At 58.3% G+C, this 14610-nt stretch carries 15 protein-coding genes and 1 riboswitch; of the genes, 7 read left to right on the top strand and 8 right to left on the bottom strand.

Translation table 11 applies throughout. The annotated features are described in order from the left end of the window. Positions 1–38: 38 nt before the first annotated feature. The 4 genes from ACP4CD_RS14225 to ACP4CD_RS14210 are packed head-to-tail and all read right to left on the bottom strand — an operon-like array spanning position 39 to position 3660. Positions 39–1262 (bottom strand): sensor histidine kinase, encoded by a 1224-nt coding sequence (locus ACP4CD_RS14225; RefSeq protein ID WP_426991408.1) that lies wholly within the window; start codon positions 1260–1262, stop codon positions 39–41. Further along, a complete protein-coding gene (locus ACP4CD_RS14220) occupies positions 1229–1627 on the bottom strand; it encodes a hypothetical protein (protein WP_426991407.1) in 399 nt (132 codons plus the stop codon). The genes ACP4CD_RS14225 and ACP4CD_RS14220 overlap by 34 nt, the downstream gene beginning before the upstream one ends. Positions 1628–1633: 6 nt before the next feature. Further along, positions 1634–2206, bottom strand: coding sequence for a hypothetical protein (locus ACP4CD_RS14215; RefSeq protein ID WP_426991406.1), 573 nt, complete (start codon positions 2204–2206; stop codon positions 1634–1636). A 38-nt stretch (positions 2207–2244) separates the two neighbouring features. Further along, positions 2245–3660 (bottom strand): sensor histidine kinase, encoded by a 1416-nt coding sequence (locus ACP4CD_RS14210; RefSeq protein WP_426991405.1) that lies wholly within the window; start codon positions 3658–3660, stop codon positions 2245–2247. Positions 3661–4039: 379 nt separating this feature from the next. On the opposite strand from ACP4CD_RS14210, the gene ACP4CD_RS14205 reads away from it, so the two are divergent. Next, entirely contained in the window at positions 4040–4792 is a 753-nt protein-coding gene (locus ACP4CD_RS14205) for a PEP-CTERM/exosortase system-associated acyltransferase (RefSeq protein WP_064031284.1), read from the top strand. Here the strand turns inward: ACP4CD_RS14205 and ACP4CD_RS14200 are convergent. Further along, complete coding sequence (locus ACP4CD_RS14200; protein WP_426991404.1) at positions 4746–5636, bottom strand: LysR substrate-binding domain-containing protein; 891 nt, start codon at positions 5634–5636, stop codon at positions 4746–4748. The two genes, ACP4CD_RS14205 and ACP4CD_RS14200, sit on opposite strands and share 47 nt — an antisense overlap. Before the next feature lie 169 nt (positions 5637–5805). Between ACP4CD_RS14200 and ACP4CD_RS14195 the strand changes: the two genes are divergently transcribed. Further along, positions 5806–6348 (top strand): ankyrin repeat domain-containing protein, encoded by a 543-nt coding sequence (locus ACP4CD_RS14195; RefSeq protein ID WP_281022154.1) that lies wholly within the window; start codon positions 5806–5808, stop codon positions 6346–6348. A 4-nt stretch (positions 6349–6352) separates the two neighbouring features. Here ACP4CD_RS14195 and ACP4CD_RS14190 read toward each other — a convergent pair whose 3' ends face one another. After that, the gene (locus tag ACP4CD_RS14190; protein ID WP_426991402.1) at positions 6353–7498 is read right to left on the bottom strand and encodes a ribonucleotide-diphosphate reductase subunit beta; all 1146 of its coding nucleotides are present in this window, start codon (positions 7496–7498) and stop codon (positions 6353–6355) included. Continuing rightward, positions 7495–10386 (bottom strand): ribonucleoside-diphosphate reductase subunit alpha, encoded by a 2892-nt coding sequence (locus ACP4CD_RS14185; RefSeq protein ID WP_426991401.1) that lies wholly within the window; start codon positions 10384–10386, stop codon positions 7495–7497. Before ACP4CD_RS14185 ends, ACP4CD_RS14190 begins: the two co-directional genes overlap by 4 nt. A gap of 112 nt (positions 10387–10498) precedes the next feature. Next, positions 10499–10712: riboswitch (cobalamin riboswitch) on the bottom strand. Between the two features lie 239 nt (positions 10713–10951). On the opposite strand from ACP4CD_RS14185, the gene vapB reads away from it, so the two are divergent. The 5 genes from vapB to ACP4CD_RS14160 all read left to right on the top strand — a co-directional run bounded on the left by vapB (position 10952) and on the right by ACP4CD_RS14160 (position 13608). Continuing rightward, a complete protein-coding gene (gene vapB / locus ACP4CD_RS14180; protein WP_426991399.1) occupies positions 10952–11140 on the top strand; it encodes a type II toxin-antitoxin system VapB family antitoxin in 189 nt (62 codons plus the stop codon). Positions 11141–11188: 48 nt separating this feature from the next. Next, positions 11189–11590: a type II toxin-antitoxin system tRNA(fMet)-specific endonuclease VapC gene (gene vapC, locus ACP4CD_RS14175; RefSeq protein WP_426991398.1), complete on the top strand. Its 402-nt coding sequence runs from the start codon at positions 11189–11191 to the stop codon at positions 11588–11590. Between the two features lie 173 nt (positions 11591–11763). Then, positions 11764–12531, top strand: coding sequence for a DJ-1/PfpI family protein (locus ACP4CD_RS14170; RefSeq protein WP_426991396.1), 768 nt, complete (start codon positions 11764–11766; stop codon positions 12529–12531). A gap of 112 nt (positions 12532–12643) precedes the next feature. Then, positions 12644–13402 (top strand): GlxA family transcriptional regulator, encoded by a 759-nt coding sequence (locus ACP4CD_RS14165; RefSeq protein ID WP_426991395.1) that lies wholly within the window; start codon positions 12644–12646, stop codon positions 13400–13402. Beyond that, positions 13399–13608, top strand: coding sequence for a helix-turn-helix domain-containing protein (locus tag ACP4CD_RS14160; protein ID WP_426991393.1), 210 nt, complete (start codon positions 13399–13401; stop codon positions 13606–13608). Before ACP4CD_RS14165 ends, ACP4CD_RS14160 begins: the two co-directional genes overlap by 4 nt. 97 nt (positions 13609–13705) lie before the next feature. Here the strand turns inward: ACP4CD_RS14160 and ACP4CD_RS14155 are convergent, their stop codons facing one another. Next, on the bottom strand, positions 13706–14590 hold the full coding sequence (locus ACP4CD_RS14155; RefSeq protein ID WP_426991392.1) for a LysR family transcriptional regulator: 885 nt from the start codon (positions 14588–14590) through the stop codon (positions 13706–13708). Positions 14591–14610: the final 20 nt, after the last annotated feature.

The following is a 14610-nucleotide window of genomic DNA, read 5'->3' as shown; positions in this document are numbered from 1 at the left end:
TTTCGGGGGAGGGGTATATTGGTTTTTTTCGTTCATGGCTAGCCAGTTGGGGATTGCTTGGACAAGGGAAGAGCGATCGTAAACGTCGAACCGGCGCTCTCGGTACTGCTGACCGAGATCCGCCCGCCGTGGGCCTTCAATATCGACTTCGCCATCGGCAGGCCTAGGCCGGTGCCGTCGTCGCGGGAGTGTAACGCGTTTTCGCTACGAAAGTGGCGGTCGAAGATGCGCTCGAGGTCGCCGGCCGGAATGCCGATGCCTTGGTCGCTGAGACTAAACACCGCTTCGCCGTTTTCGACCACTAGCGCGGCGGCGATATGGCCGTCGGGATTGGAATAGCGGCAGGCGTTGTCGCCGAGGATGAACAACACCTGACGCAGGCGTTGTTTGTCGCCGCGGACCCATACGGGGTGATCGGGCAGGCGCAGGGATACCGACAAGGCATTCTCCTCGGCCATGACTTTAAAATCCTCGATGGCGCCGCCGATCAATTCGGCGAAGTCCAGCCCATCCCATTCGAACTGCATCATCGTGGTTTCGGCGCGAGCCATGAATAGCAAATCGTTGACGTATTTACCCAGTTGTTCGGACAGTTCGACGATGCGGTGCAGCGCGTCTTGGTACTCTTCGGGATCGCGTTCGCGGCCGCGCAGCGTGACTTCGGCCTCGCCGCGGATTACCGTGATCGGCGTGCGCAGTTCGTGGGAGATGTCGGCGAAGAATTCGCGGCGGGCGTTGTCCAGTCTTTGCAGTTCTTCGTTCAGTTGGCGCAACTCCTGGGTTCGTTCGGCGACGCGGCGTTCCAGCACGGATCGGCCCTTGCGCAATTTTTCCTGCTGGCGTTCGAGTTCCTGGGCCATTTGGTTGAAATGCTTGGCCAGGTAGGCAAATTCGTCGCCGCTGTCCAGCGCCAGCCGATAGCGCAGATTCCCGGAGGCAATTTCGTTGGTGCCGGCCATCAAGGCTTCCAACGGCTTGCGCAAACCGCGCATCAAGTAAAGGCCGGACGTCAGGCTGAAAGCGGCGGCCAGCAGGGCGCTGCCGATCGCCAGCCAGCGCGAGCGTTTGACCAGCGCTTCCAATTCCTCGCGGGCCTTGTCGGCCTTGGCCCGCTCCGCATTGATCGCGACATCTATCAAGGGTTGAAATTTGCCGTCGATTTCCTCTTCCGAAAATTTGGACAGCAACTGGGTGGCTTTTTCGCGTTTACCTTGTTGGCGCAAGCGCTCTACTTCGTCGAAACGGTATTTGCTGGCGTCCAAGAATGCGGTGAAATGGGCGACTCGCTCCAGTTCGCGGATTTCCCGGACCAATCCGCGCGGTCCTCCGCCGAGGGTTGGACCGCCGTCGCGCGTAACGCGGAAACCGCGTCGTAAAGGTGCTGCTTGGAGGTGTCGACGCCGGCTTGGGCGGCAGGGCTGTCGGTAATCAGACGGTCCAGCCGTTCTTTAAAATGCCGGTAAGCTTCCAGCGACAGGCGCTGATAATGGTCGAAGGCTTCGTAAGCGCGCTGGCTGCGTTGGAAATAACCGGCGACCTGATTCGTTTCCCAGAACATCGTGCCGCCCATTGTTAGCACGAAGCCGAACGAGATGGCGATGACCAGCGTCAGGCGGCGGCGAAACATGGCGGTTTATTTGGCGTCGCCGCCGCTCTCGTCGAGTTGCTTTTCCATGGAGCGAATGGCTTCCAGTTTTTCCCGCAATAAACGGGTCTCGTCGGTTTTCGGCGTTCCGACATCGCTCCTTTCCTTCGCTTCCGCCGGTTGGGCGGTTCGTTGTTTGCGTTCCAGGTTGCCGAGTTTTTTCGAATAACCTTGAATTTGCTTCAACGTCGCGGTTTGGGTGGTCACGAATTGCTTCATCGCTTCGTCCGGCAAGGCCGCCGGCGGCAGGTTACCGACGTCGTCAAGGATTTTCGCAATATCGCCGCAGGTGTCGGACAAGACCCGGCCAACCAGAATTTGCAGCCGGTTGGTCAAATTCGGCGCCTCCTTGTTTTGTTTGACCAGTGCTTTGCATTGCTCGGCGCGAGCCGCTTGGGTCAGTTCGGCGGTTTTCGCGGCGAACGCGAGCAGCCGGTCGAATTCGCTGGCTACTTTCGGCGGTGTGTAGCATTCTGGCGTAGGCGGGCTGGGCTGGGGTTCCATTTGGGCGCAGCCGGTTAAAAGCGCGATACTCAGAACGGCGAGTTTGGATTTCATCATCGGGTTGTTACACGGGTTAAACGGCGATTTTACCGGTTCTAGTCGAGCATCGGTAGCGATAGTCGAAAGCGGTTGCCGTGCAGGCCGGGTTCGCCGTCCACCCAGGCCAATTTGCCCTGGTGGTTGGCGATATAGGTTTTGACGGTTTCCAGATTCAGTTCGGCCATATCGCCGAAAGAGCCGGCCGGAAACCGGAAAAACGGTTCCAGGATCGCGCTGCGTAGCGCCGGATTGATGGCGGGGCCCTCGTCTTCGATTTCCAGCTCCAATTCGGTATCCTGGAGACGTAAGCGCAACGTGATTTCGCTGTCTTCCGGCGCGTGAGCCCAGGCTAGCAGCAACAACTGTTCGACGATCAGGTGCAGTTGGTCGGCAACGCCGGAAATGACCGCCGGTTGGGTCTGTTTCTTCAAATGCAGCGACTTGGCGCGTAACTTGGCGCGCAGTCCGCTGATTACTTCGTCGATCAAGTTTTCCAGGTCGATCAAGTCTTTTTCTTCCGGCTCCTGGCTGAATTGGCTGTCGTTTAGCTGTCGCAGGCAGTCGTCGTACAGTGCTTGCAGGTCGGCGACCGCGTCGTGCAGGTTACTCGGATCGCCGCCATGGCCGAGCGAGTGTAGGCCGATCTTCAACGTGGCCAGCGGGGTGGCGATCTGTCGGGTCATGCCGGCCATGGTTTGATGTTTGGCGTATTCCAGTTCGTGCAGGCGGTTTCTCAGCCATTCCAGGCGATTCCCGAGTTGTCGCCAATCTTCCAGGCCGTCCAGCAGTATCGGCTCGGCCAGACCGCCGCTCAGGCCGCGTACCGCGCGTTCCAATTGGCGGATGGCACGCATTTGCACATAGACCAATCCGATCACCAGCAAGGCGGAAATCGCCGCCAGCAAGCCGCCCTTGATCATGACATCCCGTTCCAGCGCGGCCGATTGGCGGTTCAATTGCCGAAAGCGCTGATCCACGTAGGTTTCAAAATCCCTGGACAGGGTGGCGGCCGATTCACGCAAGCTTTGAAAGGCTTCATCCAACGGAAGCTTGATATCGTCTTCACTGGCCGAGCCGATGATTTGCTGATAAATCAAGACTTCTTTCTCGGCCAATTCGTTGGCCAACAGCGCGATACGATTGTCCACCCGCAGTTTCAATAGTTCGTTCAACGCTTGCTTAAAGGTGGTTCGGGTGGCTTCGTAGGACTCGCGCTCGTAGGGTTGGCGCAGCGCCGGATCGGACAGCAAAACGAACAAGCGCGCCTTGCGCTCCACGTCCGAGGTCTTTTGCAGCACCAGCCGAATGTTTTGGGTTTGCTCGAATATTCGGGTATTCAATTCTCTGCCCAATGCCGAGGCCTCGCGCATCGTGGCCGCCGAATGAACAGCGGCAACGAACAGCGGGATTGCGGTCGCGACGAAGCCCAGCGCGGTCAGGGCCTTGAAAGAAATCAGTTTTTTAAAGTTCATCCTAACGTCGCCGCCTTGGTCATAATGCAATAGTAGTGGGAATTCCGGAATTCGGTAGGTTCGCGCCCGCCTGCTTGCCGCGAAATGGATGGGATAATGCCGGGTGGTCTTCATTTAATTTTAATCAAAACTTCAGGGTTAATCTCATCTGGATGGGCTAATCTCAGGTCCCGTATACGCTCGAAAAAGTACCGGCATAAGAGAAACAATGGCTTAGGCGTGGTATCTGGATTGTTTTTCATAAGCTCTCGAGTTCACTGGCAAGGGCGCTAACGAGGCAAGCCGCGAGGCAGGGTTCAGCCCCGCGATGATCGAAATCCTACACTGGCTCCCAAAGTAAACTGGGAGTGCGGTCACTGAAATTTAAAGGAGTATTCACTTGGTTTTCCAGCAGCACACCTTCGATAGTTGTTTCGAGGTCGTTTTGGCAGATACCCCCGAGAGCCAGCGTATTCATTACAATCTGAGGTACCAAGTCTATTGCGACGAAATGGGCTACGAAGATAAATCGCGTTTTCCGGACAAAATGGAGTACGACGAATGGGACCATCATTCGGTGCATTTTTTGGTGCGCGATAAACTCTCCAAGCAATGGTTGGGCGGATTGCGTTTGGTATACCCGCAGTGCTTCGAGTTTCCGTTCGAGCACAAATGCAACGATGTCGCGCCGATTTCGGAAGAGCAATATCTGCAGGCGGTGGAGATCTCCCGCTTATGCGTGATCAAGCAGGCCCGTCGCGTGGCTCAGCCGGGCAGCGAGGATTTGGGTGGCAACGTCACGATGTTGCGGGCTTACCGTCAACAGAGTAAAAGCCTGATGTGGGGTTTGTACCGGGCCGCCGTGCTGTATTGCGCCCGTAACGGCGTCAAGCATTGGTTTATTCTGGTGTCGCCATCCTTGGCTCACGCGGTAAAAAAAGAAGGCTTCCAGATGACGCAAGCCGGCAATCCCTGTGAGTTCCGCGGCCAGCGCATACCTTATATACTGGACGTCGATCAAATTCTGGCGAATCCGTTCTGGCTGACCGATTACCGAAACGAATATCTGCGGTTTTCCCAACTCGACCGCGTCGCGCCGGCGGCGCTCAAAGCGACGGCGTCAGGCCGCTCGCAGTTCGGATCAGTCCGCTGAGTTCGCGGATCAGCGCGTCCCTGGCACTGGTCTTGCGCCAAACCAGGCCTATCGTTCGATTCGGTGCCGGCGGCTGAAACGGTAGATAGCGAAGCCCGGCCTCGGCGCGCGCCGCGATGCGCGGCACCAAGGTAATGCCAGTTCCGGCTCTGACCATCTGTCGCAAGGTTTCCAGGCTGGTGGCGCGTACGTCCTGCTCCTCGTCCGCGCCAACCGTCCGACAGACTTGCAGGGCGTGACCGCGCAAGCAATGGCCTTCGTCCAGTAGCAGCAAGCGTTCGCCGTTCAAATCGTCCGCCACGACCGGCGCTTTATCGATCAACGGGTGGCCGTCGTGTACCGCCAATAAAAACTCGTCGTCGAACAGGGGCTGGCTATTCAGAAAATCCTCATAAATCGGCATTGCCAGCAACGCGCAGTCCAATTGCCCGCCACGCAGTTGTTGCAACAGCTGTTCGGATTTTTCCTCGACCAGTATCAAGCGTATGCGCGGTAACGCGTGTTTGATCAGCGGTACCAGCTGTGGAAACAAATAGCTAGCCAACGTCGGAAACGCGCCCAAGCGCAGATTGCCGGACAGCGGGTCTTGAGCGGTGGCGGCCAATTCCTTGATGTTGGCTTGTTCCTTCAGGATGCGTCGGGCCGAGGCGATGATTTGCTCGCCGAGTTCGGTCGGCAATACCTTTTTATTGGTGCGTTCGAAAATTTGTATACCCAATTCGTCTTCGAGCTTTTTGATTTGAGTGCTCAAGGTCGGTTGGCTGATGAAACAGCGTTCGGCGGCTTGGCCGAAACTGCGCAAATCGGCGACGGCAATCAGATATTGCAAGTCACGTAGATTCATCGCGTGCGATCGGAGGGGCGGGAGTTTTTAAACGGCATGGTGGTTACTATAACCTATCCCTTTGAATGGGTAGCTGCTCTCGGTAGCCCGCATGGTTTGTTGACCTCCTGATTGGATGCGGCGCATCTCATGCTGGCTTGTGCCATTCTTGATTGAATCGGAGATACCGATGAATTCTAAACTCATTCGTTTAGCCGGCATCGCGCTGGCCCTGGTCGCTGACCCCTTGCCGGCGGCGGACATCTACGAATTGTCTCGCGAAGGTAATCTGGCCGGAATTGCCGAGTACGTACAGCGCGGCGGCGCGGTGAATACGATCAACGCAGACGGCTATCCGCCATTGATTTTGGCCGCTTACCACGGCCATCTACCGGCCGTGCAAGCGCTGCACGCGGCCGGCGCCGACGCTTGCGCCGAAGATACCAAGGGTAACGATGCCTTGATGGGCGTCGCATTCAAGGGAGACCTCGAGACCGCGCGCTGGCTGGTTGAAAGCGCCGGTTGCAACGTCAATCACCGTAATCGGCTCGGCCAGACCGCGTTGATGCTGACCGCGCTATTCGACCGCGAGACCATCGCCGAACTGCTGCTGCGACACGGTGCCGATCCCGAGCTGCGCGACGCGTTGGGCAACAGCGCAGCCAGCCTGGCGCGGAGCCAGGGCCAGGACCGGTTCGTGGCGAAATTGCGGCCGCTCGCGAGCTTGCGTTGAGCCTTCAGTCCCACGCCAACGCGCCGCCGCTCTGGTATTCGGTGACGCGAGTTTCGAAAAAGTTTTTCTCCTTGCGTAGATTGGCCTGTTCGTCCAGCCACGGTAAGACGTTTTTGGCGCCGGGGAAAGGCTCGATGAGGCCAAGCTGCCGGGTGCGACGATTGGCGACAAAGCGGAATTGCTCGATATGCAAGCCGGCGTTGTAGCCCAGGATCGGTTCGCGTAGCAGGTAGCCGGCGTAATCTGCTTCCGCCGCTTCGGCTTCGTCCCACATTCGGCGGAGCGCATCGGCGTCGAGGACCAGGTTTTCTTCATCCAATAATTGCCGCACCACGCGGATGCCGAACGCGCAGTGCAGCACTTCGTCGCGCATGATGTATTGAAGTTGTTCGGCGGTCCCGGTCATCAGGCCGCGCCGCTGCAACGCAAACACCGGGCTGAAGCCGTTGTAAAACCAGCAGCCCTCGAACACGGCGGCGAAAAACAGATAAGCCATCGCAAATTCGTGCAAGGCGTCGCGGTCGGTCAACGGCCGGCCGGATTGCAGCACGCCGTGCAAGCGGCGGTTGGCCAGCGCGATCTTGGCCTGAATTTCCGGCACCACCCGGTAGCGGTTATAGATTTCGCGCTGGTCCAGCCCCAGGGTTTCGATGCAATGCTGGTAGCTCCAAGTGTGCAGCGCTTCCTCGTAAACTTGCCGGGCCTGGTAGATTTGCAATTCCGGCGCGGTCATTTTTTCCATCACCGCCAGGCCGATGTTGCGCATCGCCAGAATGTCGGAAGTGGTTAAGTAAGCCAGCACGTTCTCGAACACATGGCGCTCGGCCGGCGTCAGTTTGTGCTGATAATCGTGTACGTCCCGCGCCATCGAGATTTCCAACGGCGTCCAATGGTTGCGGTTGGCATTCAGGAAAAACGACCAGGCCCACGGGTACTTGAACGGCGCCAATTGGTTGATGTCGGCCTGGCCGTTGACCACCCGTTTTTGTTCGGCATCGACCGGAGGTAAAGCCGATTCGTCTGGAAGCGCCTCGCGTCCTGCACCGGCTTCCGACAGGTCCGGCGCCGCTACTCCAGCTTTAAATGCTTCACCCTGGTCTACTGGCGCGACCGGCAAATCCCAATCGTCGAATGCTAATCCAGCCTTCATTGGCAGGCCTCGCAATCCGGGTCGGCGATCGAGCAGACTTTTATATCGTTCCCACGCTCAGCGTGGGAATGCAGTTCGAACCGCTCTGCGGTTCCCGCCTTCGGAGCGTCCTCCACCGGGTTTCCACGCGAAGTATAGGAGCCGTAATCGCCAGTGCCGCCGGCTTTTTCCATCGCCGTCGCCCCCAAGCCGCGCAAATAGTAAGTGGTCTTCAAGCCGCGTTGCCAGGCTAGCCGGTACAAACGGTCCAGTTTACTGCCGGTCGGCGCGGCGACGTACAAATTCAGCGACTGCGACTGGTCTATCCACTTCTGGCGGCGGGCGGCGGCTTCGATCAGCCATTCCGGGTCGATTTCGAACGCGGTGGCAAAACGCGCCTTGAGGTCGGCCGGCACCCGTTCGATGGCGGCCAGCGAGCCGTCGAAGTATTTCAAGTCGGCGACCATCACCGCGTCCCACAAACCCAGCGCCTTCAACTCGCGGACCAGTGCGGCGTTGACCACGGTGAATTCGCCGGACAGATTGGATTTGACGTACAGATTTTGATAAATCGGCTCGATGGTCGCCGACACGCCGGCAATGTTGGCAATGGTCGCGGTCGGCGCAATCGCGATGCAGTTGGAATTACGCATGCCGACTTGGCCGATGCGCTCGCGCAAGGCTTGCCAATCCAACTGTCCGCCGGACGGCACGCCCAAGTCGCCGCGCGTTTCAGCCAAGCGTTCCAGCGTGTCCGGCGGCAACAAACCTTGCTGCCACAAGCTACCGGCGAAGCTGTTGTAGCGGCCGCGCTGCTCGGCCAAATCCGCCGACGCTTGGTAGGCGTGATAGCACAGCATTTCCGCCGAGCGGTCGGCGAATTCCAGCGCTTCCGGGCTGGCGTAACCGAACCCCATGCGCTGCAGACAATCGGCGAAGCCCATCATGCCCAGCCCAACCGGACGGTGGCGCAGGTTGGCGTTACGGGCCTTGGCCGTCGCGTAATAGTTGATGTCGATGACGTTGTCCAGCATCCGCATCGCGGTGGCGACGGTGCGGCGCAGCTTGTCGTTGTCCAATTGCCAGACGCCGCCGCGTTCGACCAAATGCGCCGGCAGATTCACCGAACCCAAGTTGCAAACGGCGGTTTCGTCGACCGAGGTATTCAGCGTGATTTCGGTGCACAGATTGGAGCTATGAATGACCCCGGCGTGTTGCTGCGGCGAACGCAGATTGCAGGCGTCCTTGAAGGTAAGCCACGGCTGGCCGGTTTCGAACAGCACGGTCAGCATCTTGCGCCAAAGTTGTACCGCGCCGATGCGTTTAAACAATTTAATCTCTCCGCGCTCGGTCTTGGCCTCGTAGGCTCGGTAAGCTTCGGCGAAGGCCGCGCCGTAAAGCTCGTGCAAGTCCGGCGTGTCCACCGGCGAAAACAAGGTCCAGTCGCCGTTGTTTCTTACCCGCTGCATGAACAGGTCCGATACCCAGGCGGCGGTGTTCATGTCGTGGCAACGGCGCCGATCGTCGCCGGTGTTTTTGCGCAGCTCCAGAAATTCCTCGAAATCCAGATGCCAGTTTTCCAGATAGGCACACACCGCGCCCTTGCGCTTGCCGCCTTGATTGACCGCGACGGCGGTATCGTTGACCACTTTCAAAAACGGAATCACGCCCTGGCTGTGGCCGTTGGTGCCCTTGATCCGGCTGCCCAGCGCCCGCACCGGCGTCCAGTCGTTGCCCAGGCCGCCGGCGTATTTTTGCAGCAGCGCGTTTTCCTTGATGGCTTGATAAATGCCGTCCAAGTCGTCGGAGACCGTGGTCAGATAGCACGACGACAGTTGCGGGTGGCGGGTGCCGCTGTTGAACAAGGTCGGCGTCGAGCACATGAAATCGAAGCTGGACAGTAGACGGTAAAACTCGATCGCCCACGCCTCGCGGTCGATTTCGTTTAGCGCCAAGCCCATCGCCACCCGCATGAAAAACCACTGCGGCAATTCGATGCGGCGGCCGTCGACGTGTAGAAAATAGCGGTCGTACAGGGTTTGCAAGCCCAGATAGTCGAATTGCAGATCGCGCTCGGCCAGTAGAGCCTGACCCAGCTTTTCCAAGTCGAATTCGGCCAGACGCGGGTCCAGCAATTCGGCGGCGATGCCGGCCGCAATGAATGCCGCGAAATCGGCGGGGTAATGTTTGCTCATCGCCGCTTGAGTCGCCGCCATGCCCAGTACTTCCAGGCGCAAATTGCTCAATAACAAGCGCGCGGCGACCTTGCCGTAATCGGGTTCGGCTTCGATCAAGGTCCGCGCGGCCAGCACCAGGGCCTGGCGCACAGCCGCCAGCGGCATGCCGTCGTACAGATTGGGCAGGGTTTGCGTCCAGACCGTCTCGGCATCGACATCGTTCAGCCCGGCGCAGGCCTCGCGGCACAAGGCGATGAACCCGGCGCTGTCCAAGGGCAGGCGTTGGCCGTCGTCGTCCACGTGCAAAGCGGGAGCGGGTTTGTCGCCGGCTTGCCGGGCAGCGCGTTGCTCGGCGTGTTTCTCCCGGTACAGCACATAGGCGCGGGCTACGTCGTGGGCGCCTGAGCGCATCAAAGCCAATTCCACCCGATCCTGGATATCTTCGATAGGCACGGTGCCGCCGCCGGGCAGACGCCTGGTCAACGCCTCGACGACGCTGGCGGTCAACCCGGCCACCTGCTCGCGAATCCGCGCCGAATTGACGCCTTGCTGGCCTTCGACCGCCAAAAAGGCCTTGGTGATGGCGACGGCGATTTTTTCCGGCTGAAAGGCGACCACGGAGCTATCGCGGCGGATGACTTCCAAGCCGCTATCGCGCGCGGGTAGTGGGCTGTGATGAACGGCTTCGGTGCCGGAGGTGTTGGTGATAGGTCGGGCGGTGGCGGTGTCCATGCGATTCTCCACGAAGGCAGCGGGGAGGCGCAAAGCCGCAACGGTGGGCGCGGACCGGGTAAGGCCCAATCCGCGACATCGACCATCGCCCTCGGAGACACCCCGCTCCCGGTTGATAAAGGTTTCGAGGGCAGGTCTCCTGGCTCTCGGGTCGTCGCCTGGGTTCGTCTTCCCGGACTCGCGTCCAGTGACATGCTTGAACCAAGACTCGCCGATTACAGTTGCGGGGGCAGCTCCGGCTTACCGGCGATCATGCGAGAAACGCAAGCGCCGACCGGATTCCCTTTTAATCCCCTTCGGGGGGAACCGTCTCGGCGAGGGAGTTTAGGCGGGGCAAAACGATCTGTCAAGGCGATATTCACTATATATTGTGAATGTTTTATTAAAATTTCCCGTATATAGTGCCTGGGAATCGATACCGGCAGGCCGCCGCTCGCTTCGGTGACTGTCCTGCCGGATGGTTGGCGAACGCCGCGTTGGAATCTGTCGAGACACGTCGAAGGCCTGATTGATGTGATACGGACGCTGGGATATGTTGTGCGTATATAGCATTTCGGAGTCACCCATGGCGACCAGTACCGTATTTACCAACAACCGCAGTCAGGCCGTGCGCCTGCCCGCCGACATGCGCTTTCCCGACAGCGTCAAAAAAGTTGAGGTTCGTGCCGTCGGGCAGGAGCGCATCATTGCCCCTGCGGACGCGGCCTGGGACAGTTTTTTCTCGACGGTCCCAGCGTCAGCGACGATTTTCTAAACGAACGCCCTGGCCAGCAGCAAGGCGAGCGCGAGAGTTTTTAAGCGCATGCTGAAATATCTGCTCGACACCAACATCGTCATCTATGTGATTAAGCGGCGACCGATCGAGGTGTTGGCGACCTTCAACCGGCATCACGGCCGCATGGCGATTTCCGCCGTGACCCTGGCCGAATTAATCCACGGTGCCGAGAAAAGCCAATTTCCCGAGCGAAATCTTGCCACGGTAGAAGACTTTTGCAGCCGTTTACAGGTATTGCCTTACAACGACAGCGCCGCGATGCATTACGGCGGCATACGCGCCGCGTTGGAGAAGATCGGCCAGCCGATAGGCGTCAACGACCTGCATATCGCCGCTAATGCCCGCAGCCATGGCTTGATACTGGTCAGCAACAACTTGCGGGAGTTCGAACGCGTGCCGTGGTTATTGATGGAGAATTGGTTGGCGTGATTTTTTACTGAGTAGGGTTTGTTTAACGCATCCTACTGGATTGAAGGTCACAAACATCAGTTACAAATGTCCTAAATTGCGGTTTTTATGTCATTTAGGCACCAGGGTGAATTTGTCATCATGCGCATGGGCGGCGCTGCCCCAACATCCTTAACATTTTCGGAGATCAAACGATGATGCAAAAAAACCAATCGCAGCCACTTCCTTCCTATCAACGCTTCGCGCAAGCCATGTCTCCGTCCGGCACCCGGCCGTTTCGGGTCGGTATCGTGATCGGGCCGGGGTTCCTGCCGATGGATATGGTCGGGATACAGGCGGTTTTCGGCTTCTGTCCGGGGGCTGAAATCCATTTGCTGTGGAAATCGCTCGATTTGGTGGAAGGTTTCCCGGCTTGGTGGACCCAACCGACCACCACGTTTTCAGATTGTCCGGAAAAGCTGGATGTGCTGGCCGTGCCGATGCTGGCGCCGGAAACCACTAACGATCCAGAGGTCATCGCGTTTGTGGCCAAGCAAGGCCGCCAGGCTAAATACCTGATCGGCGTTTGCAATGGCGTGGTTTTACTGGGCGCGGCCGGTCTTTTGGAAGGCAAGCGCGTGACCACGAGCCTGAATTCGCTGTCGCTGCTGCATCAGTTGGGTGCGGCGGAGGTCGTAACTAGCGGCGGCAGTGTCGTGGTCGATGGTAATCTGTATACCGCAAGACCCAGCATTGGTAGTTTTGAAGCTGCGCTGATGGTGGTGGATGTTGCTTTTGGACGCGAATTCGCTGAATTGGCTAACCTGGTTCTCGAATACGACCCCCATCCGCCGCTTGGCCCTGGCACGCTTGAAAATGCCGGCAAGGTGATCGCCGGGAAATACTCGAATTTAATCGACGATATGATTCAGGCGTATAGCCAAGGGGCCGTCGCGGCTTATCAGAGACAGGCACAAGGCTGACACTAGCTAAAACGAACCGTGCCATTCCACTAATATCCCGGGCGGTGCTGTTCTGCGCATTTCGGCATGAACTCGATTCAGTAACAGGTAAGTTCCTAGCGGGCTAACTTAAATGAAGCGACAAATCACTTTCTTCGTCTATCCGGAATTCGAATTGCTCGATTTAAGCGGTCCGTGCTCGGCGTTTAATTTGGTCAACGAACTTTACGGCGGCCAATACCAATTTAGCGTGGTGTCCGTGACGGGTGGCGCGATTAAAGACCGCGCCGGATTAAGTATAGCGACGGAAAGATTGGCCAAAGTTGGCGACAATCAGACCATCGTGGCCGTTGGCGGCCCGACGGCACATGTCTACGGTTTGAACGCCTTAACCAAGGACTTCTTCTCGGAAAGCGCCCGTCAGGGTAATCGCGTCGTGAGCGTATGCACCGGGGCGTTTCTGCTTGCCGCCGCCGGATTGCTGGATGGCCGCAGAGCGACCACGCACTGGCGCTATGCGGGATTGTTGCAATCATGCTATCCCAAAGTGCTGGTCGATATAGACCGGATTTACATCAAAGAAGGCAATATTTGGACGGCGGCCGGATTGACCGCCGGCATAGATCTGGCTTTGATGCTGATCGAGGACGATTTCGGTTCCTCGGTCGCTAAAAGCGTTGCCAAGGATATGGTGGTCTACCACCGCCGCTTGGGCGGTCAATCGCAATTTTCGGCTATCCTGGATATCACACCAACATCCGGGCGGGTTAGGGACGTACTTTGTTATGCCCGCGACCATTTGCGCGAATCGTTATCGGTCGAGCGCCTTGCCGAAGTCGCTTGCATCAGTCCCCGCCAATTTAGCCGGACTTTTTTAATGCCACCGGCATGACGCCGGCCAAAGCCATCGAGCGGCTTAGACTAGACGTCGCGCGGCCCAGAATCGAAGAAGCGCTGGAGCCCCTCGAACAAATCGCCAAGGATGTGGGTTTTGGTTCCGTGGAAAAAATGTGCCGCAGTTGCTTGAATGTGTTCGGACGGACTTCGCAAGAATTGCGGCGCGCCGCGCGTAAATCGGGCGGTGGGCAGCCCGCTTAAGTTAGCGAAGCACAATCGGATGAATGTGGTGTTTTGCGATACAAACCAGCGCATCCAGGGTTCGTATCCGCGGAAGGCTTTCAACGTTTGGTCCGCCTCACCCCACCGCTCCGCCAGCATGTTCCACCAGCCAGCGCAAATATTCCAATTCCGCATCCGCGTGTCGGCAAGCCAAGTACATGGTCTTGGCGATGGGTAGACCGGCAAAGCGCAGCCCGGTCAAACCCAGTTTGGCGGATTTGTCGGCCAGCAGCCATTCCGGCAGCAGGCAAACGCCGCGGCCGGCGGCGGCCAGTTGCAGCATGATGTCGGTTTCCTCGACTTGCAGATGCGCGGCGGGTTCGATGCCGGCCGGTTGCAGCACCTTGCGGAACATGTCCAGCCGCTCGCGAGCCACCGGGTAGGTCAACACGGTTTCGCCGCGCAGATCGGACGGCGTTATTTCCGCGCGGCCGGCCAGCGGGTGGCTGTCGGCGACGATCAACACTAACTCGAAATCGAACAGCGGCTGGTAACTCAGCAGGCCGTTATCGATCGGGTCGGAGGTCAGCACCGCATCCAGTTTGTATTGGCGAATGGCGTCGAACGACTCGAAGCGGTAGCGCGAGGTGACTTCCACCGTCAAATCCGGCCAAGCCCGCAAATAGGGTTGCAGGATGTTGCGGAACCATTCGTAGCAGGCGTGGCATTCGATGCCGATGGTGAGTTTGCCGGTTTTGCCCCGGGCCAACTGGGCCAAGTGGTTTTCCGCCGAATCGACGGTGGCGATCACCGACTCGGCCACTTCCGACAAATAACGGCCGGCTTGACTCAACACCAGCGAACGGCCTTGCTTGTACCACAATGTCACGCCCAGGCGTTGCTCCAGGTTTTTGATTTGATGCGACAACGCCGACTGGGTCAGGAACAGCGTTTCGGCGGCCGCGCCGAGCGTGCCGTGGCGCTGCAAAGCCAGCAGGATGCGCAAGTGAATCAATTCCATAATTATGAATTTATCTCATG

Source organism: Methylomonas stagni (assembly GCF_050154735.1).
GTDB classification, from domain to species: Bacteria; Pseudomonadota; Gammaproteobacteria; order Methylococcales; family Methylomonadaceae; genus Methylomonas; species Methylomonas koyamae_A.
This window is presented reverse-complemented; position numbering and strand designations above follow the sequence as displayed.

Bases quoted from the DNA above. Each gene is read 5' to 3' on its own strand.
- ACP4CD_RS14220 (WP_426991407.1), bottom strand. From the start codon at position 1,627: ATGTTTCGCCGCCGCCTGACGCTGGTCATCGCCATCTCGTTCGGCTTC.
- ACP4CD_RS14215 (WP_426991406.1), bottom strand. From the start codon at position 2,206: ATGATGAAATCCAAACTCGCCGTTCTGAGTATCGCGCTTTTAACCGGC.
- ACP4CD_RS14210 (WP_426991405.1), bottom strand. From the start codon at position 3,660: ATGAACTTTAAAAAACTGATTTCTTTCAAGGCCCTGACCGCGCTGGGC.
- ACP4CD_RS14200 (WP_426991404.1), bottom strand. From the start codon at position 5,636: ATGAATCTACGTGACTTGCAATATCTGATTGCCGTCGCCGATTTGCGC.
- ACP4CD_RS14195 (WP_281022154.1), top strand. From the start codon at position 5,806: ATGAATTCTAAACTCATTCGTTTAGCCGGCATCGCGCTGGCCCTGGTC.
- ACP4CD_RS14190 (WP_426991402.1), bottom strand. From the start codon at position 7,498: ATGAAGGCTGGATTAGCATTCGACGATTGGGATTTGCCGGTCGCGCCA.
- ACP4CD_RS14185 (WP_426991401.1), bottom strand. From the start codon at position 10,386: ATGGACACCGCCACCGCCCGACCTATCACCAACACCTCCGGCACCGAA.
- vapB (WP_426991399.1), top strand. From the start codon at position 10,952: ATGGCGACCAGTACCGTATTTACCAACAACCGCAGTCAGGCCGTGCGC.
- vapC (WP_426991398.1), top strand. From the start codon at position 11,189: ATGCTGAAATATCTGCTCGACACCAACATCGTCATCTATGTGATTAAG.
- ACP4CD_RS14170 (WP_426991396.1), top strand. From the start codon at position 11,764: ATGATGCAAAAAAACCAATCGCAGCCACTTCCTTCCTATCAACGCTTC.
- ACP4CD_RS14165 (WP_426991395.1), top strand. From the start codon at position 12,644: ATGAAGCGACAAATCACTTTCTTCGTCTATCCGGAATTCGAATTGCTC.
- ACP4CD_RS14160 (WP_426991393.1), top strand. From the start codon at position 13,399: ATGACGCCGGCCAAAGCCATCGAGCGGCTTAGACTAGACGTCGCGCGG.
- ACP4CD_RS14155 (WP_426991392.1), bottom strand. From the start codon at position 14,590: ATGGAATTGATTCACTTGCGCATCCTGCTGGCTTTGCAGCGCCACGGC.